This is a genomic window from Paenibacillus hodogayensis (assembly GCF_039536325.1).
Taxonomy (GTDB): Bacteria; Bacillota; Bacilli; order Paenibacillales; family NBRC-103111; genus Paenibacillus_AB; species Paenibacillus_AB hodogayensis.
This window is the reverse complement of the sequence record NZ_BAAAYO010000010.1, coordinates 125,837-145,765: the sequence shown is the minus strand read 5'-3', so window position 1 is coordinate 145,765 and position 19,929 is coordinate 125,837. Positions and strand designations below refer to the sequence as shown.

Genomic DNA, 19,929 nt, shown 5'->3' with positions numbered 1-19,929 from the left:
CGGCAAGACCGGATACTATCCGTCGAAGGGATGGGGAAGTATGCTTGGTAAAAAAGCGATTCTTCTATTCGTAATCGGGATGCTGTTGAGTTTGGGCGCTATGCCTGCCGCATGGGCCGGGACCGGAATGCCGGGGACGGCCTTCTATGTGGCAACCAATGGAAGCGATTCCAATTCGGGTGCGATCGACGCTCCTTTCCGGACGCTCGAGAAGGCCCGGGATGCCATCCGGCAGCTGAAGGGCAGCGCCACCGGACTGCCGGACGGCGGGGTGACCGTATATCTAAGAGGCGGCACGCACGAAAGGCTGACGAGCTTTCAGCTGGAGGCGCAGGACTCCGGCACCGCGGATAAACCGATCGCCTACAAGGCGTATCCGGGCGAGAGCGTCAAGCTGTCCGGGGGCAAGCCGCTGCAGAAGAGCTGGTTCGCGCCGGTAACGGACACGGCGGTGCTGAACCGGATCATCGATGTTAATGCGCGCAGCAAGGTGCTGCAGGTTAATTTGTCGAGCCACGGCATTACGGATTTCGGCGTCATAAACCGGCACGGCTATTACAAGGCGAACGACGTCAGTCAGGTCCCGCCAATGGAGCTGTACGTGAATGGCCAAGGCATGACGCTGGCGCGCTGGCCCAATGCAGGAACCGTGCAGATGGGCGATATTATCGACCCGGGCCCTACTCGCAAGGACGCCGATTTGCAGGACCGGGGAGGGACGTTCGGCTACACGTACGATCGCCCGCAATATTGGACGCAAGCCGACGATATATGGCTGGACGGCATTTTCGGCTACAGCTGGGAATGGTCGTACAACAAGATCGAATCGATCGATACGCTCAATAAACGGATTACGCTGCGCTACGGCGAGATGAGCGGCCTGTTCAAAAACTGGTACCCGGATTTTCATTTCGCGCAAAATCTGCTCGAGGAAATCGATATGCCCGGCGAATACTACATCGACCGCGCACAGGGCATGCTGTATGTCCTGCCTACGGCCGAGTTTGCGGCAGCCAGTCCCGAACTCGTCGTCACGATGCTGAAGACGCCGATGATTAACGCGGTTAACGCCTCGTACATCACGTTCGAGGATTTGACTATGGAGTACGGGCGCGACTCGGCCGTCGTCATTATGGGCGGCAGCGACGTGCGGATCGTGCATTGCGACATTCGCAACTTCACGAACGGCGGCGTCCTGATCAATACGCCGAGCCGCTGGCTGTACAACGATTTCGCTCCTGCAACGGGCGTGAACCACGGCGTCTCGAGCAGCCGCATTTCCCATGTTGGCGGAACGGCGGTCACCTTGAACGGAGGCAATAAGAGCACGCTTGCGCCGGGCAACAACTTCGTCGAAAACTCCCACCTTCACGACTTCGCTTACTACCATAAAGCATACAATCCGGCGGTCATCTTGACCGGTGTCGGCAACCGGGCGTCGCATAACGAAATTCACGACGCGCCCCATCCCGGTCTGCTCGTATTCGGCAACGATCAGCTCGTGGAATACAACAATATTTACGACGTCTGCAAAATGTTCTCCGATCTCGGCGCCATCTATATGAATTTGGGCGCTACGCCGCAGCAGCGGGGCTCGGTGATCAAGCGCAACTATTTCCACCATATCGGCCAGGGCAAGGCGGGCGTGGAAGGCGTATATCCGGATAACTTCACGATGGGGCTGACGATTGAGGAGAACATCTTCTACAAGATGAGCAACTCCGCGGTCAAAAATAACGGCGGGGCGCATGTGGTCACGCGCAACAATCTGTTCATCGACAGCAAGGTGCCTTACGATTATGCCGATATATATATCGGCGACGGCCCGAACAAGCCGATCACCAATGATTACATGCCGAAGTGGCAGGCGCTGTTCGCGGCGAACAACAACTTTGTCGGCACGCCGTATTTGACGAAATACCCGGAGCTGACCGATTTCTTCACCGAGAACCGGTATTATCCGACGACCAATACGTTCGTAAGCAATGTCGTCTATAACCCGACGGTGACGCGGAGCACCACGACGAACGCCCAGGGGGCATACGACAAATACAATCTGGTGCAGTATGCGAACAACTGGGTGGCGGACCGCGACCCCGGCTTCGTCAACCTGGCTGCCGGCGATCTGAACTTGACAAGCAACGCCGAGGTGTTCCAGCGTATTCCGGGCTTCCAGGCGATTCCGTTCAGCGACATCGGGATTGTCGGGAAGGCGGGGCCGATTTTGGCGCCGGATTCGATTCCGCCTCAAGGCGTCCAGCTATACGAGCGCAACGTTAACGTGGCGATCGGCAAAACGTTCGATTTACAAGCCGCCGTGCTCCCCTGGAACGCAAGCAACCCCCAGGTGCATTACGTCTCCAGCGATCCGAGCGTGGTGCAGGTGGATAGTAAAGGGAAAATTCGCGGGATGAACGTCGGGCAGGCGGTGGTGACGGTAAGCTCGGACGAAAATCCGCTGCTCCGCGACCAGGCGAACATTACCGTGGAGCTGGGCGACGGCATCTATGAATATACCGATTTCGAGACGGGACGGGGCAGCTGGCCGGTAGACCCGAACCGGGCCATCGTCGAGGAGAACGGCAACCGTTGGTACAAAGTGGTGAAAGGGGCGACGGCGCTTTCTCCGTATGACTATCGCGACTATGAGCTGACGTTCAAGATGAAGACGCCGGCCGTCATTCCGAACGTCGCCACCTTGTATATTTTCGACCGGCTTGTAGGGGGCAACGGCGACCGGATCGGCTACCGGAAGACGGCGGAAGGCGTGTCCCAGTGGGTGCTGTACAACAAATCGTGGGCAACGGTTAAGGCGTCCAATCTGACATACGAGGACTTGGCGCCGAATACGGAATACCAGGTCAAGCTGCTCGTCAAGGGCGCGGATATTAGCTTGTACGTGGACGGTGCGCTGAAATTGAAAGCGAACGATCCCGGACACAATTTATCCGGTCAAGTGGGCTTTTACACGGGGGGCTTCGACTACTTGCTGTTCGACGACATCAAGATATCGGTTCCGACTACCCGCGTCGCTGGACTTCTGCTCGATAAGAGCACGTACCGTCTCGGGGCGGACGAAACCGTGCAGCTGCAGGTAACGTTCGATCCTTCCGATTCGGTCAATCGGTCCGTCTACTGGTCGTCGAGCAATCCGGCGGCCGCGATCGTCGATGCGACCGGCCGGGTGACTGCGGTCGGGCCCGGAGAGACGGTCATTACCGTCAGGTCGGACGAAAATCCGCAAGCATCGGCATCGTGCGTCATCGTCGTCTCGAACATCTTGCTCTATACCGACTTCGAGTCGGGCGGGGGAGGGTGGCCGGTCGATCCGAACCGCAGCATCGTCACGGTGGACGGGAACCGCATGTACCGTCTGCTGAACGGAGCGTCCGCGAATTCCCCGCGCACGTTCACCAATTACGAGCTGACGTTCAAGATGAAGACGCCGCCGACCATTCCGAGCTCGGCCACGCTCTATTTGTTCGACCGGATCGTATCGGGCAGCGGCGACCGGATCGGCTATCGGAAGACGACGGACGGCGCCTCCAAATGGGTGCTCTATAACAAGGCATGGGCGACCGTCAAGGAAACCAATCTTGCCTACGAGGATTTGGCGCCGAATACGGTGTATACGGTAAAACTCATAGCCAACCGCGGGGAGATCAAACTGTATGTGGATGGAACGCTGAAGCTGCAAGCGACCGCTCCCGATCATAACCCGTCCGGCACGGTCGGTTTCTATGCGGGCGGCTTCGAGTACTTGCTGTTCGACGATATCGAATTTTCGCAGCTTCGGGTGCCGCCGACGGAGTAACGACCGGAGCAGCGAGCTGATGCATGCCGGCCGGCGCAGGCGTCAGGCCGAATCCCGCGAAGGATAGAACGGCTCTCGTTCGAAAAGACAAAGCCTCCCAACGGCCTATTCGGCGGTTGGGAGGCTTTTATTGGAGGCGAGCGCTTTTCACGGCCGCTTCTTTCTATGCTGCTACGGAAAGTTTAGCTTCGCTAAAGCGGGGCTTTACTTTCCGTTCTTATTTTTTTAGCATATGAAACACTTGCTCTACGTCCTTGTCGCCGCGTCCCGACAAGTTAATGATCAAGATCTGCTCCGGGCTCATCGACGGCGCGATTTTTTTCGCGTGGGCGACCGCATGGGCGCTTTCCAGCGCGGGAATGATGCCTTCGGTACGGGACAGCTCCTGAAACGCGGCGAGCACCTCTTCGTTCGAGACGGTGACATACTCGGCGCGGCCGCTTGTTTTCAGATGGCTGTGCTCCGGCCCGATCCCCGGGTAATCAAGCCCTGCGGCGATCGAATAGGTCGGCTTCGGATTGCCCTCCTCATCAAGCAGGACGAGACAGCGAAAGCCGTGAATGATGCCCGGTACGCCCTCCGTCATTGTGGGCGCAAGCTCCGGCTCGACGCCGATCAAACGAACCGACGGCTCGTCGATGTAGTGGGCGAAGGCGCCGATCGCGTTGCTGCCGCCTCCGACACAGGCGAGAATCGCATCCGGCAGACGGCCCTCCTTCTCCAAAATTTGTTTTTTGGATTCCTTGCTGACGACCGATTGAAAATGCTTGACCATCGTCGGGAACGGGTGAGGTCCGACGGCGGAGCCGAGCAAATAGAACGTGTTCTTATAGTTTTCCACGAGATCGTTCAACGCTTCGTCCACGGCGTCCTTCAGCCGGGCTTGTCCTTTAGTGACCGGCACGACCTTGGCTCCGAGCAGCTCCATCCGGAACACGTTAAGCGCTTGCCGGCGCGTATCCTCCGCGCCCATATAAATGACGCACTCCATATCGAACATGGCGCAAGCCGTGGCTGTGGCGACGCCGTGTTGACCGGCGCCGGTTTCGGCAATGACGCGCTTGGCGCCCATGCGCTTGGCGAGCAAAATTTGCCCGACGACATTGTTGATTTTATGGGCTCCCGTATGGTTCAGGTCTTCGCGCTTCAAATAAATCTTGGCCCCGCCCCAGGAGCGGGTCAACTGCTCGGCATAGGTCAGCGGGTTTTCGCGGCCGACGTATTCCTTCAAATAATAATCCAATTCCCGGTTGAATTCCGGATCGTCCTTGAATGTATAAAACTGCTTGCTCAAATAATCCATGGCTTCCTGCAGCATAGGGGGAATGAAGCTGCCCCCGAATTCGCCGAAATAGCCGTCTCGGGTTTGGTCTGCGCTCATTGCGATCTGCCTCCATAAGAATGGTATGATGTATGATCGGCTCCGGAAGGAGTCCCTAAGGTCATCATATCATACAGGCCGGGCATCGCGCATAAAAACCCCTTTCCCAACGAACGATAATCGAGAAATATTTTTCCAATCTATTCGTGTCGGGAGAGGGCCGCTTGCAGTCGTCCAGAAAAATATCCGTCCTTCAAATGTACATGGTGCTTATGCTGTCGATCGGCATATCCAACCACGTGCTGCTCATTCCGATCCTGCTGGAAGCAGCCAAGCGCGATGCCTGGGTCGGAGCATTGGCCTCGATCGTCCCGGTTGCGCTATGGGGATTCATCTTGTACGTCGTTTCCCGCAAAACGCGCCAGATGGCAATAGCCGATTGGCTGGAAAAGCATTATGGCAAAGTCACGCGCAGGCTGCTGGAGGCGGTCATCGTCATCTATCTGTTCGTCGCGGCGTACGTCTCGCTTAGCGATACGGTCACATGGACAAACGTCTCCTATTTGCCGCGTACACCCAAGCTCGTCATCGTGCTGTTTTTTATTCTTCTTTGCTGCTTTGCCGCTCTTGCGGGCATGAGGGCGATTGCCATAACGGCGGGACTGCTGCTGCCGGCGGTTGTCCTGCTGGGCGATTTTGTCGCCTTGGCGAACACGCAGTACAAAGATTACGCCCTGCTGACGCCTTTGTTCACCCATGGGTACGAGCCGTCCTTGCGAGCGTTGGGGTACGCATGCTGCGGCTTGTTCGAGCTGGTGCTGATCGTACTGATGCAGCACCATGTGTCGTCGCAAATCCGCTTCCGGGGCGTCATGATCATGACGCTTATCCTTGTCGGTTTGACGACCGGTCCGTTGACCGGCTCCATCGCCTTGTTCGGTCCGTTCGAAGCAGCGGAGCAGCGGTACCCCGCATTCGAGCAGTGGCGCATGGTGACGCTTGGCAAATTCATTTCGCATCTTGATTTTCTTTCCATTTATCAATGGATTTCCGGGTCGTTTATCCGGGTTTCGCTAATGCTGTTTCTGATACCCGACGTAACCGGCATAAAGTCGCGAAAGCGGCGCAGCTATACGCTGATCGGACTGTCGGTCGTGCTGCTTGTGCTTGCTTTGCTCCCCTTCAGCGACGCCAAAATGCTCCAGTTTTTATCCGCCTTGTATTTCCCGGGCATCTTCGTCCTGAATGCAGGCTTCGGTTTGCTGCTGTTTGCCTTGACTTTGCTCCCTGCCGCCAAACGCCGGGGAAAGGAGAATGCCGATTGAACGAGATATTACGGAGCGAGCTGAATGAACAACGGCTGAAGGACATGTTCCGGCTGTCCCAGGACGTCCGGATCGAATCGGTACGGCTCGGCCCGGCGGGGCGGGAGCACAAGGTCGTGCTCTTGTACTGCCAAGGGATGGCACAGCACGATCAGATCAACCTGCTGGCGCTGCCGAATCTGCAGGCTATGCTGCAAAAGGCGGACAAGATCGATCCGGTCCAGCTGGAGACGAATGCGACGCTGCTGCTCAGGAGGGTAAGCGGGGACGATTGGCAGGAACGGTTTACGTATTATTTGTATTCAGGCGAGCTCATGCTGTTCTTCGAATCGGCCGGCCTGCTGTACGCCTTGAACATCGCCAAGCCGCCTAACCGGACTCCGGAGGAATCCAGTACGGAAGTGTCCATTAAAGGACCGCGCGACGCATTTACCGAGGATATGGCTACGAACGTGGCACTCGTGCGAAAAAGACTGCTGACGCAGTCGCTATGCTGCGAGGTGATTCATGTGGGAAGACGGAGCCACACGTCGGTGGCGCTGCTGTACATTGGGGATGTGGCCAACCCGGAGCTTGTGCAGCAAATGCGGAGCAATCTCGGCAAAATCGATGTCGATGGGCTGATCAGCAGCGGACAGCTGGAGGAGAGCTTGGCCGGCTCGGGCTTCTCGCTGCTGCCGCTTCTCGAGTATATCGGGCGTCCGGATTATGTGGCGGACAGTCTGCTGCGCGGCCGGATCAGTCTCATTGTGGACGGCTCTCCGATGGCGTTGATCGCTCCGGCCAGCCTGACGCTCATTCTGAAGTCTCCCGAGGATGTGCATTTTCCGAGCTATTACGTGCTGATCGAACGTATGCTGCGGGCGGTCGGGTTGATCGTAGCGGTATTTTTCCCCGGCTTTTACATTGCCGTCACGGCATTCAATTTCGATCAAATTCCGTTTCCGCTGCTCGCTACGATCGCGTCGGTACGACTCGGGCTGCCGACCTCCGGTCCGATGGATTTTTTCATTATGCTCGGCTTGTTCGAGCTGTTCCGGGAGGCCGGCGTTCGGCTGCCGAAGGCCGTCGGGCAGACGGTTGCTGTCGTGGGGGGGCTTATCGTCGGAGATGCTTCGATCCGCGCCGGCATCACCGGACCGGCCACACTCGTGGCGGTGGCGATCTCGACGATGGCGATGTTTACGCTGGTCAACCAGTCGCTGGCCGGTTCGGTGACCTTGCTGCGCATTATCATCCTCATGATGTCCGCTTTTCTCGGTATGTTCGGTTTTATGATATCGGTCGTAGCGCTGATTCTATATTTGTCTACGCTGGAATCGTTCGGAGTGCCGTACATGATCCCCTTCTCCCCGCCCAAGCTTCGGGATATGTACTATATGTTCAAATACAAATCGATCAAGGTGGCCCGGCACCGTCCGTCCTTCCTGAAGACGACCGACGATACGAGGGAAGGCGGCGAACACTCTTGAGAAGAGCGATTTCCCTGTTGGTTCCGCTGCTGTTCGCGGCTCTGCTAAGCGGCTGCTGGGATATTAAAGTGATTCAGGATACCGATTATATAACCGCCGTCGGCTTCGATTACAAGGATGGGCAATTCGTCATCCATGCCCAGATGGTCGACTTTGCGAACGTGGCGAAGCCGGAAAGCGGCAAAAAAACCGGACCGGTATCGGTATGGGCGGGCAAGTCGCAGGGAGGGACGGTCGTGGAGGCGATGAACCAGCTGTATGCGACCGCCCAGCAGCGGATGTTCTGGGGGCACGTCTCGTCTATCGTATTTTCCGAGCGGGCGCTGCGCCACGGAATCGACGATTTTAAAGACGGGCTGATCCGGTTTCGCGAAGTTCGCTATACGCAATGGGTGTACGCTACAAGGGAGCAAATCGACGACGTTTTCGTGACGCTGCCATTCTTCCATCAGTCGCCGCTCGGCTCGATCTTGTTCCAGCCCGAGGACAGCTACCGCCAGCGTTCGTTCATCCGGCCGCTGCGGCTGCAGAAAGTGGTGGCGAATTACCGCGAACCGGGATCGAGCCTCCTTCTTCCTTGCATAGCGATTGCCAAGGGGGTTTGGAAAGAAGGGGGGAGGGATGATCCGAAGCTGATGGTCGATGGGATGTTCGTCCTGTCGCCGCAAAAACCGGCGGTCTGGATGGGCGATGCCGAGCTGCTTGGCCTGCGCTGGGTCGAGGAGGATACGAAACGAAGCAACGTGATGCTGAAAAGGGAAGGAAAGACGGTCGCATCGGTTTCGGTCGACCGTCCGAAGGTGAAGATTACGCCAATAAACGAAAGGCAGTATGCCTTATCCGTCAAGGGGAAGCTGGTCATTTCGGAGCTGTTGGCCGAGCTGAGCGAAGGCGAGCTGACCCGGCTGGCCGAGAGCGCCGTAGCCGATGAGATCAGACATACGTTCGCGATCGGGCGGAAGCGGGGGCTCGATATTTATCAATTCAATCATACGCTGTATCATGATCGTTTCCGGCTCTGGAGTAGGGCGACGCAGAACGGCGCCAAACCGCTGGACGATTTGGCGCTCGGCTCGATCGACGTCGATCTGCATCTGACTCATTCGGGCATGTACCGGCTCGGAGACAGCCATGACGATTATTAACCGGTAGGACTGCCCCAGTCAGTCTTGGCGGGGCTTGCCGGTCCTCGAGGGACCGGGAGATCAGCGGAAATACAACGTTTCCGTCGCCGGCGCGGTCTCATTCAGATAAAGCGTCGTTCTCCAGCCATCCGGCGACGTTTCCAGCTCGATCATTTGCAGATCGGCCCAGCCTGCGGAACCGCGGTGCGGCGCGTGAGTCAGCACTTGGGTCAGCCGGTCGAGCAGCAGCTCGACAGCAGCTTCCGAATAAGAGTTATCCGGCAAATTGACCGGAATCCAGCGGTTATCGAAAAAAATGCGGACAAGCATGCGTTCAAACTTCCTTTCCCTCGGAACATCATCGAGCGATTCGTTCTTCTTGGGAGCGGGTCGTTTTGTCGTTTTCGGCCCCTTTGAAGGTTCGCTCGCTTGCGTTACGATACGGCAGCTCCAGTATGTGGTGAATCCGTATCGTTTCCTTCGAGTGTATCCATTCAAACTATACGAAACCTATACAACCGGGCCGGCCCCAATCGCGATCATTTCAGGATGTGGAACGTCACCCTCGTCCCTTTGCCCGGTACGCTCGAAATGTCCAGCCCTTTGCCGTAAAGCTGCTTCAGCCTGCGGTCGGTATTGCGCAATCCGATGCCGGAACGATTGTCCGACTTGGGGTCGAGCAGGCTTTTTTGCGTTTCTCCGTCCATACCGATGCCGTCGTCGATGACGGCGATTTCCGCGTAGCTGTCATGATCGCGGATGCGGATGCTCAGCTTGCCCCCTCTGGGGCGGGCAAGAATGCCGTGCTTGACCGCATTCTCCACCAGCGGCTGGATCGACAGCGGCGGCAGACTCAGCGGCAGATGCTCGTCGATCTCCCATTCCACCTCCAGCCGTTCCTCGAACCGTTCCTTCTCGATAAACAAATAGGAGCGGACGAGCCCAAGCTCATGGGATAGTGGCACCAGACGCTCCGAATTCCGAAAGTCGAAGCTCGCCCGCAGGTAATGGCCGAATTTGCCAAGCAGCGCGCGCATCCGGGTCGTGTCGATTTCACTCAGGGCCGCAATCGAGTTGAGCGTATTGAACAGAAAATGCGGCTGAATTTGCGCTTGCAGACAGGCCGCTTCGATTCGCAACTGCTCGCGAACCGATCGCCTCATCTCCGTCAAAGCCCGGACCCGCGCGCGCAGCTCGTGCGCATCCACCGGCTTCGTCACATAGTCGTTGGCTCCGGCCAGGAAACCGGCCTCGACGTCTTCGGGCCTGCTGCGCGCCGTCAGCAGCAGCACCGGCAGCTCCGCGAGCGAGAACCGTTCCCGGATCCGCTTCGTCAAGGCGTAGCCGGACATTTGCGGCATCATGATGTCGGCGACGATCAGATCCCACTCTCCCGTATCGAGCAGCGAGAGCGCCTCGCTTCCGCTCTTTGCCGTTACGACCCGGTACGAACCGGTCGACAGCATGTCGCTCAAAATGCTCAAATTGATCGGATCGTCGTCGACGGCCAAAATGCGCGACTTGTCGGTATCCGTCCAGGCGTTGTCCGCTACCTCGCCGCCGTCGGCCGCTACTTGCGCCGCTGCGTCGACGGATTCCGCTGCCGCCAAAGCGCCAGTCCCCGTATCCTCCGCTTCCGCTGCGCCAGTCCGCCCGCTCGCCTGTGCCTGTATCGCCTCGACCCGCTCCGCAAGAGGTAACGTGAAGGTGAACACGGAGCCTTGACCCGGAACCGAAGCGACAGTGAGCGTCCCTCCATGCAGTTCCACCAGTTGGCTGCAAATGCCGAGCCCGAGCCCGAGTCCCCCGCCTCCGCTGGCCGCAAGACCGGCCTCGGCTTGCTCGTAAGGCTGGAAGACGCGGCGCTGAGTCTCCTCGTCCATGCCGATGCCCGTATCGGCGACCCGGATGACGGCGATGTTCCGCTGCACGGCTGCATCGATCGTAATGCTGCCTTCGTTCGTAAATTTGACCGCATTGTGCAGCAAATTAAACATAATCTGCACAAGCCGGTTTTCATCCGCCAGCACGGGCGGAAACGATTCCGGTATGCGGCTTACGAGCTTGATCGGCTTGCCCTCGGTCATGAAGCGGAGCATGTCGAGCACACCGGAAGCGACGGCTTGCAGATGCACGCCGCCGACATGAAGCCGGATGCCGCTGTCCTGCAGCCGGTTCAGGTCGAGTAGATCGTTCAGCATGAACGACATGCGCCGTCCGATCGAGACGAGCAGCTCGAGGTCGTCGGCCCCTTTTTTCCCAAGTATGATTTTATAGCGCTCTTGAATGGATTGAGCAATATTCATCATCCCGTGCAGCGGATTGCGCAGCTCGTGGGACGTGTTCGCCAGAAAGTCGTCCTTGCGTTTATTGGCCTCCTGCAGCTTGCCGGCAAACAGCTCCGTCTGTCTGGCAGTCCGGAAATACCGTTTGAACCAGAACGCCGCGAATGCGAGGAAGCAAATGAGCAGATCGAACGGGTAGTAGCCGATGTAAGGGAGCCAGAAAGATTTGACAATACCCCAGACGGCACTGTTCGCAACGGCGATCGTACCGAGCGCCAAGTACAGGGCGTCTTCCTCTCCGTGCAGGCTGGCGCGCAGCGTAATCCACGGGGACAGCAAGAAAGGAGTCCACACGAGCAAGACCAGCGCCGGACTGAAGCTTTCCAGCAACCCGAGCGGCACTGTCAGGGCGAACAACAAGGCGGCGGCCAGCAGCGAGATGAGCGAGCGGTACAAGCGCTTGCCTACATATTTGGGCAGCAGCATCCGGAAGAACGTAATCATCAGCATCGGCACCGTTACGATCATGGCGAACAGCAGCCGGACGCTCCAGACGTGGCTGATGGGCAGCCAGACGAGCAGCAGCTTGTCGTCGTCGACAAGCGTCAGGAGAACCGAAGACAGCCCGAGCAGGGCGAAGACCAGCAGCGAGTTCAGCCGTGCGCCCACCCCGTAAAGCAAGGCGGCGTATATGGCGTGCAAGAGCAGCACCATGACCACGATCAACTGCATCAGGTTGGAAAGCTGCTCTTCCCGATAAACCGGCTCGGCGCCGCCGAATTTGATCGAGCTTACGATGCCGCCATGCACGTCATCGAAGTTGGCCATCTCGAGCACGATCTCGATTTCGCTGCCGTCTGCGGAAAAGAGCGTGCTATACGGGACATTTCGCGCCGTATAGTCCGCTTTGTCGGCTGCAGGCTGTCCGGATGCGACACGCAGCTTGCCGTTGACGTAAAGCCTCGAGGAGGCGGGCAAATTCTGCATGCGGATGCCGAAGCCTTGGCCGGGCGCCGGATCGATCGCGATGCGCAGCCGGTACGTGCCGAAGCCGTAAGGAGGCGAAGGTATGGCCGTATTCCAGTTGCCGGGGACGGCAAGGAAAACCTTGCGGTCGGAAAAGTCCGGAGAGGGAGGCATCGTAGACCCGTTAAGAAAAATACCGGGGTAAAATTCCCATTCTCCGTCCAGCGTAATCGGCTTCTGCGTCTGGAACGCCCAGCCGCGAAGATCGAGCGTCCCCCGGGTGGCGGCGGGATGATCCGGGATTTTATGCGCATAGACCCATACGATTCGGATCGCCGTAAGCGATGCGATAAATAGTAGACAGACAGCCAGAAGGTTTCGTTTCGTCATCATAGAGGGGATAGATTCGACAGGAACGGGCATTTTCCTTCTGTGCGGCAAAGACTGCTTTCTCAGCCGGATTGGGCTTTTGGTCCTAAGCCGTATGTATAGTTTTGGTATAGTACATTTTGCTATTTTGTAAAGCGGATGTTCAGGTTTATTTTTACGACAGGGAAGGGAGCAATGCGCAATGGGTCGTCGGCGGTCCTTGACGCCGAAGCGGTGCGAGATCGAGCGTTGTGGCGAAAGGCATTATGCCAAAGGGTTTTGCAGAAAGCATTACCAATATAACAGACGCGTTCAGTCGGTTGCGGAGGAGGCGGTGTCCGGGGAAATGGCGGGCATCGCGAACCCAGCGGATAGGTTGGCGGAGCCTGTTCCGCTTTACAAGAGCACGTAAAATAGAGGATTTCGACCCGAGTCCGTCTGCCGGGCGGCTTTTCCCCGGCGTGGAGGCGAGAGAAGCAGCCGCGCCGGACGGGCAATCGCCCCTCAGGACCGTATATGTTTTGTATAGGCGGGGTTGCTATACTCGGGTTTGGAATAATGGGAGTTGATTTTTACGGAATTTGTCATTTTCAAGGGGAGGGGGCGTGCCGGTGAAGTGCTGAAGATCGGAAAGGAATTGATTAAAAAGAAAAACGGTTGAGAAAGATCGATATGGGTACAGGAGGATGAAACAATGGCATTGCAAGGCATGGCGAGCGGTTGGAAAAAACGACTTTCGTCGCTGCTGGTCGGCACGATGGCGATCGGCCTTGTCTCCAACGCCGTGACGCCGATACCGGCTTCGGCTGCTCCCGGGGGTGGAGCCGTATGGGCTGGCGACGCCGAATTTTGGCTGAAGGCGGACGCCGGGGTGACCACCGCGACGTACGACGCCGGTCTGGGCTTGGAGAAATGGGAAAATCAGGCGGGGACGGTTCGTTTCGACGTATACGGCGGTCCGGGCTACAACGTGTCCGGGCTGAATTTCAATCCGGTCGTGACGTTTGCCAATACAGGCAACAATACGGCAGGCTTGAAGCAATATTTGCGCGGTGACGGATCGGTTACCTATGCGGACGCTTATGCGGTAGTGAAGAACAGCAATGGAGCTTTGATCGGATCGACGACGATCGGAGGCACCGGTAACAGCTACGGGGCAGCGTTGTTTGCCACCCACAATACCAGTATATACGTAGGCGATAACGATGGGGGCGGCGTATACAAAGGCGTTCCGTACAGTGCCGACGACCGCTCGCGCTTCCGGCTTGTCTCGTTCGATATCGGTCAAAATCCAGATAAAGCTTTCGTGAACGGAAGCGAGAAGACGACGTTTTCGGGCAGCAATTACCCGCCGTTCTCGTTTCAACCGATGATCGGTGGAACGGTGGCCGGATCAGGGGCCAACTGGAACAACTTCCAGGGTGAGCTGGCGGAGGTGATCGTCTTTTCCTCCAGCAAGGAAGTTTACCGCGAACGGATTCAATCGTATTTGGCGCTGAAATACGGCCTTACGCTGAATGCGGGCCAGTCGGACTACCTGGACAGCGCAGGCAGCGTCATCTGGTCGAAGACGGCCAATGCAGGCTTCGCCAACCGCATTACCGGCATCGGCAAAGATTCCGGCAGCGACCTCGAGCAGAAGCAGTCCAAGTCCCAGGAAGCGGGGGCGCAGGTCACGGTGGCCGTCGGCGGCGCGATTGCAGCGTCGAATCAAGCGGTCGCCCAGCCGATTCCGAATGACCGTTCGTTCTTGGCGTTCAGCGACAACGGCGGAACTGTAACGTATGACGTATCCGCAGCCAATGGGTGGAAGCGGATGAACCGGGTGTTCAAAGTAACGAAAACGAACTGGGCGGATCAGTCGATCACCATTCAACTGGACGGGGCGACGGCCAAAACCAATCTGCTGGTAGGCAGCGACCCAGCATTCGCGGGAACCGTGAACCATGTCGCGCTTACCGGGGGCAAGGTCACACTGAACAGCGCCGATCTGGCCGACGGCAGCTACTTCACGTTTGCCGAGGAAGATGAAGTGAAGGGACCGGGCGGCATAACGAACGGACTCCAGCTATGGCTTCATCCGAGTGAAGGGATCGCTGTCGGGAACAATCAGCCAGTGAACGAATGGAAGGACCAAAGTCCAAGCGGCAATCATGCGATTGTGTCGGGAACCGGCAAAAAGCCGATGTATGAAGACAACACGGTGAACAACGTGAACTTCAACCCGGTTGTCGAATTTGACGGTGCAACCTATCTGGATTTGCAAGTAGCAAAACTTCCGACAGGCACAGGGCCTAGGACGATTATAGGCATCGGGCAGCCTAACGACATAGCAGGCAATCGTTATATCGTTTCATGGGGTTCCGCAGGGGACGGTACCGGGATGGGCATTGCCAACTTATCCGGAATAGGCGCGTTTGTCGGATGGAACGGCAACGACCTGTATACGAATAACAACAATTTCTGGAAAGTGGGAATACCGGACGAGATTTTTGTCACCTACGATGCGGCCCACAAGGCAGCCTTGTACAGCAAGATGACAAAAATACAAGGGCCCGAAACCAAAAACTGGAATACAGGCACTACGGCTGCGAAGCTCGGCAGCAGTTTGGCGGGCGGGGAGTTCTGGGAAGGCGCAATCGGAGATGTTATTGTGTATAATCGCGCACTTACCGATGAAGAGCGTCTGAATGTCAGCACCTACTTGGCTATCAAGTACGGTTATTCGTTAGACAGCAATTATGTGAATTCGGCGAATGACGTCGTTTGGACCAAAGACACGGCGTATGCCCATAATATCGCCGGCGTTGCCTACGATAAGAAAGGCTTGCTGACTCAAAAGCAGAGCCAAAGCCGCAGCAAAAACGACGGCAAACAGATTACGGTAGGGTTGGGCGCCATTCAGGAAACCAACTCTCTCAATACGACGTCGTTCACAAACGCCGACAGCCAGTATCTGATCTGGGGCGACAACGGTAAGGAATTGACGACATTCGGCTCCCCGGTCGCAATCGCCGACAGCACGACCTGGAAGCCGGCAGAGCGAGTCTGGAAAGTACAGAACACCAATAATGTCGGCACGGTAGAACTGAGTATCCCGAAAAGCGCCTTTGCAGCCGGTACCAAGGCGAGCGATATCAAGCTGCTCGTTGGCAACGACGCGAGTTTTGCAGGCGCTGCGTCATTCGGAGTTCAAGAAAACGGTAATGTGTTCAGGGTTCAAAACCTGGCATTGCCAACCGGCTACTTTACGTTCGCTATACAAGAACAAGCGCCTGCGAAAGCCCCAGGCGGCGTAAGCGGAGCAACTCTGTGGCTGAAAGCCGATAAAGACGCTGCGTCAAACGCTGCAGGACAGCTTTCCGGCTGGACGGATCAAACGGGTACGAATCAATTTACGGTTAACGGTACTCCTGGCTTTAAGGCCGATGCTGCCAATTTCAATCCGGCTGTAGCGTTCGAGAATACGACAAAACCGACTCAAAATCCGAACCAGTACCTTATGGGCGACAAGCCGATTACGTATCAGGACGGATATGCCGTATTCAAGCAGAAAGACGGAACGATCATCGGCTCGGCCGTCCCGCGTGCGGGCGGTTACGGAGTCGGCATCTTTTCAAAGTGGGGCAAATTGTATGTGGGCAACGGCGCGAACAGCACGTATCGCGGCTTCTCCTTCAACGATGCTTCCCGCTATTATTTGGCTAGCTTCGATGCCGGAGCTTCGTTGGACGCTCAAGGCCGATTGAACGGAACGCCTCAAACGGTTACGGGAAACAATTCCTTTACCAAAATTGACTTTACTCCGGTCATTGGAGGCACTTTTGGCGGAGGGAACTCCAACAATTGGTCTCATTACAAAGGCGAGCTTGCCGAAGTGATTCTTTATCCGGCGAGTCATACCCCGCTTGAAAAACAGCGGATTGAAAGTTATTTGGCTTTGAAATACGGGGTGACCCTGAACGGCGGCAAAACGGATTATGTAGCCAGCAACGGCATCGAGAAGATGTGGACGGCAAGCGACAATGACGGCTACGGGCAACGGATTACCGGCGTCGGCCGGGATGACGGCAGCGATTTGCTGCAGAAGCAGTCCAAGTCGCAGGAAGCCGGCGCGCTCGTCACGATCGCCGCAGGAACCATCGAAGCGAGCAATGCGGCCAACGCCACCGCGATCGGCAACCTGTCCTTCTTCACCTTCAGCGATGACGGCGCCGCCGCCCGTTTTACCGGCAGTACGCCAGAAACGGCCGGTCACGATCTGAAGCTGCTGGAGCGCAAGTTCAAGGTGCAAAGAACGAATTGGCCGGAAGAAGCGGCGATTACGCTGCAGCTGGACGCGGCAGACCCGTCTGCGCTTCATTACCTCGTCGTATTCGGTCAAAACGGGGAAGCGAAGATCAGCAAGCTGAATAACGGCAAAGTTACGGTTGCTGCAAGCGAGCTGCCGAACGGCGCGGTATTTACGTTTGCCAAGGTACACAAGGAAGAGCTGCAAGCCAAAATCAGCGGCGCGAAAGCGTTGAAAGCCGGCAGCTACACGTCGGCAAGCTGGAATGCGCTGCAGGACAAAATCGCCGCCGCAGAAGCGGTTCTGAACAACCCGAACGCGTCCCAGCTTGAAGTGGACAATGCGTTGTCCGCACTCCAAGCGGCGCTGGAAGGACTGAGCAGCCAAGCGGAGCAGGTGAGGGCCGCCGTTCAACAGACGGAAACCGAGCTCTCGGACATTCCGGCGGGCAAATATACGGCAGGCAGCATCGGGGCGCTCCAAACGGCGCTGGCTGAGGCCAAAACGCTGCTGAACGCAGGCAGCACAACGCCGCAGCAGCTTGGACAAGCCTTGACCAAGATTGAACTGGCCAAAGCGGCATTGGTCGATATCGGGCCGCTGCAGGCAGCCAAAAACGGCATCGACGCCGAACAACTGGTCGCGGGCAATTACACGGTGGAAAGCTGGCAAGCGCTGCAAACCACCCTCGTCAACGCAGTGGCTGTGCTTGGCAACCCGAATGCGACCCAGGCCGAGGTGGACGCGGCCAAGACGGCTTTGGAAGCGGCAAGAGCGGCGCTCGTGCCGGTCAACAAAACGCCGCTGCAGCAGGAAGCCGCAGAGGCGGAAGCTCTGACTCAAGCCAATTACACCCGGGCAAGCTGGGATGCACTGCAGAACGCACTGGAAAACGCCAAAAACGTTCTGGCCAACCCGAATGCCACGCAGGCGGAAATCGATACGGCGCTTGCAGCGCTGAAAGCAGCCCGAGCGAATCTGGTTGCGGAAGGACCTGTGCTTACGGCTTTGGAAGCATCGCCGGAGCTGGGCTTGACGCCGGAATTTGATGGCAGCCGCAATTTGAATTACGAAGGTGTCGTCGCCAATGCGGTTCATACGGTCCGTCTGCAGCCGCTCGCCGACGCCTCCAACGAAGTGAAGCTTTTCCTGAACGGCAAGGAAGTCGCCAACCAGGCGGATTGGGCAAGCCTGCCGCTGGCCGAAGGCATCAACGAAGTTCGTGTTGAGGTCAAAGGACCGGATGGCAAAGTCAATCCGTATACCGTTCGGATCGTCCGGGCAACCGGCAAGCTTTCATCGCTGACGCCGTCGGCCGGAGCGCTCGTTCCGGCGTTCGATCCGGAGCAGAAAGCTTACTCGACGCGCGTGTCGAATGATATAAACGTCCAAAGCTGGACGCCGGTCGCGCTCGATCCGGAAGCAACGATCGAAATCAAAGTCAATAACGGTCCGTTCAGCCGGGTGCCAAACGGGCAACCGAGTGCGAACTTGCCGCTTGTAGTCGGGGAGAACAAGATTGTGGTACGGGTTACCGACCGTAAAGGCGAAGTAACCGAATATATCATGACCGTCTACCGCGATGATGAAGAGAGCGGTACGGGCGGCGGAACCGGAGGTACTGGGGGCACAGGAGGTACGGGCGGAAATTCCGGAGCTCCGGGAGGCACGGGCACTCCTTCTGCATCGGACGGCCTTAACACGACCGTGAACGGCGCGAAGCAGCCGTTTGCCACCGGAACGACAACCCAAGAAGGCGATCGTACGCAAACAGCCGTACAGATCGACAAAGACAAGCTGAACGGCGTTCTGGCAGGAGGCAACGGTCAGAAGCTCGCGGTTACCGTGCCGGACCGGAGCGACGTATCGGTTAACGGCTTGACGGCGGAGACGTTGAAACGGATCGCGGATGCGGGCTCCACGCTCGACATCGGCAGCGGGCTGGCGATCTATCCGGTTCCGGGCAAGCAGTTGGACTTCGCGGCCATTGCGAAAAGCTTGGATGACACCGGTCTTGGCGATATCGATGTGCGTGTGGGCATCAAGCGCGCGCCTGAATCGCAAGTCGGGGCTGCCCGCAGCAAAGCGGCGGCTGGCGGTTACGAGCTGCTGGTCGATCCGGTCGAGCTGCAACTGAGCTTCAACCATGGGGGACGGGCGATCGATGCAGGTCAATTGAACAGCTATGCGGCCAAATATATCGCCCTTCCCGAAGGAATCGACCCTAACCGCATTACGACAGGGGTAATCGTCAACCCGGACGGTACGGTATTCCACGTCCCTACGGTCGTTACGAAAATCAATGACCGCTATTATGCGCTGATCAACGACTTGCGCGGCAGCGGCACTTACTCCGTCATCTGGAATCCGCAAGATTTCGACGATGTGAAGAAGCATTGGGCTCGCGCGGACGTGAACGATATCGCAGCCCGGTTGAGTTTGCAAGGAACGGGGAACAACACGTTCTCGCCTGACCGGGAGATCAACCGTTCGGAATTTGCCGCAATCGTTGCGTCCGGCATGGGGCTGCTTCGTCAGAACGTACCGGCCAGTCCTTTCGCCGATGTCACGAAGACGAATTGGTATCACGATTCGGTCACGATCGCGAACGAGTTCGCCATCGTGCTTGGCTTCGATGACGGCTTGTTCCACGGCAGTCTGAACATTACGCGGGAGCAAGGCATCGCGATGATCGCCCGCGCCTTCAGTCTGATCGATCCGAAAGGACTGCTCGGAGCGGCGGAGGTAGACTCGACGCTGCATAATTACGGCGACGGGGAAACGGTCTCGGGCTGGGCTCGGGAAACGGTTGGCCGGATGATTGCCGCGGGGATCGTAGAAGGCAAGGACGGTCACCTGTTGAAGCCGCAGGACAACATGACGCGCGCGGAAGCGGCGGCGTTGATGAGAAGATTGCTGCAAAAAACCGGCTTGATCGATTAATAGGCAAAACTTTAGTTTA

Annotated in this window: 9 protein-coding genes; 6 read left to right on the top strand and 3 right to left on the bottom strand. The window is 57.4% G+C overall.

What is annotated here, in order from left to right:
* The first annotated feature begins 40 nt into the window (after positions 1–40).
* Positions 41–3,814, top strand: coding sequence for an Ig-like domain-containing protein (locus ABD796_RS19810; protein ID WP_344910877.1), 3,774 nt, complete (start codon positions 41–43; stop codon positions 3,812–3,814).
* A 217-nt stretch (positions 3,815–4,031) separates the two neighbouring features.
* Here ABD796_RS19810 and trpB read toward each other — a convergent pair whose 3' ends face one another.
* Positions 4,032–5,195: a tryptophan synthase subunit beta gene (gene trpB, locus ABD796_RS19805; RefSeq protein WP_344910874.1), complete on the bottom strand. Its 1,164-nt coding sequence runs from the start codon at positions 5,193–5,195 to the stop codon at positions 4,032–4,034.
* Positions 5,196–5,359: 164 nt separating this feature from the next.
* Between trpB and ABD796_RS19800 the strand changes: the two genes are divergently transcribed.
* From ABD796_RS19800 to ABD796_RS19790, 3 genes are read left to right on the top strand one after another with little or no spacing between them, the layout of a single operon-like run.
* Entirely contained in the window at positions 5,360–6,460 is a 1,101-nt protein-coding gene (locus tag ABD796_RS19800; RefSeq protein WP_344910871.1) for an endospore germination permease, read from the top strand.
* Complete coding sequence (locus ABD796_RS19795) at positions 6,457–7,932, top strand: spore germination protein (protein WP_344910870.1); 1,476 nt, start codon at positions 6,457–6,459, stop codon at positions 7,930–7,932. The genes ABD796_RS19800 and ABD796_RS19795 overlap by 4 nt, the downstream gene beginning before the upstream one ends.
* Positions 7,929–9,077 carry a Ger(x)C family spore germination protein gene (locus ABD796_RS19790; protein WP_344910868.1) on the top strand — a complete coding sequence of 383 codons (1,149 nt, stop codon included), beginning with the start codon at positions 7,929–7,931 and terminating at the stop codon, positions 9,075–9,077. The genes ABD796_RS19795 and ABD796_RS19790 overlap by 4 nt, the downstream gene beginning before the upstream one ends.
* Before the next feature lie 60 nt (positions 9,078–9,137).
* On the opposite strand, the gene ABD796_RS19785 is transcribed toward ABD796_RS19790, so the two are convergent.
* Both ABD796_RS19785 and ABD796_RS19780 read right to left on the bottom strand, forming a co-directional pair.
* Positions 9,138–9,386 carry an SDR family oxidoreductase gene (locus ABD796_RS19785; RefSeq protein WP_344910866.1) on the bottom strand — a complete coding sequence of 83 codons (249 nt, stop codon included), beginning with the start codon at positions 9,384–9,386 and terminating at the stop codon, positions 9,138–9,140.
* Between the two features lie 209 nt (positions 9,387–9,595).
* Positions 9,596–12,700, bottom strand: a complete 3,105-nt coding sequence (locus ABD796_RS19780; RefSeq protein ID WP_344910864.1) for a hybrid sensor histidine kinase/response regulator — start codon at positions 12,698–12,700, stop codon at positions 9,596–9,598.
* 178 nt (positions 12,701–12,878) lie between these two features.
* On the opposite strand from ABD796_RS19780, the gene ABD796_RS19775 reads away from it, so the two are divergent.
* Both ABD796_RS19775 and ABD796_RS19770 read left to right on the top strand, forming a co-directional pair.
* Positions 12,879–13,088, top strand: coding sequence for a hypothetical protein (locus tag ABD796_RS19775; RefSeq protein ID WP_344910862.1), 210 nt, complete (start codon positions 12,879–12,881; stop codon positions 13,086–13,088).
* A gap of 282 nt (positions 13,089–13,370) precedes the next feature.
* Positions 13,371–19,910 (top strand): DUF8202 domain-containing protein, encoded by a 6,540-nt coding sequence (locus ABD796_RS19770; RefSeq protein ID WP_344910860.1) that lies wholly within the window; start codon positions 13,371–13,373, stop codon positions 19,908–19,910.
* Positions 19,911–19,929 lie beyond the last annotated feature (19 nt).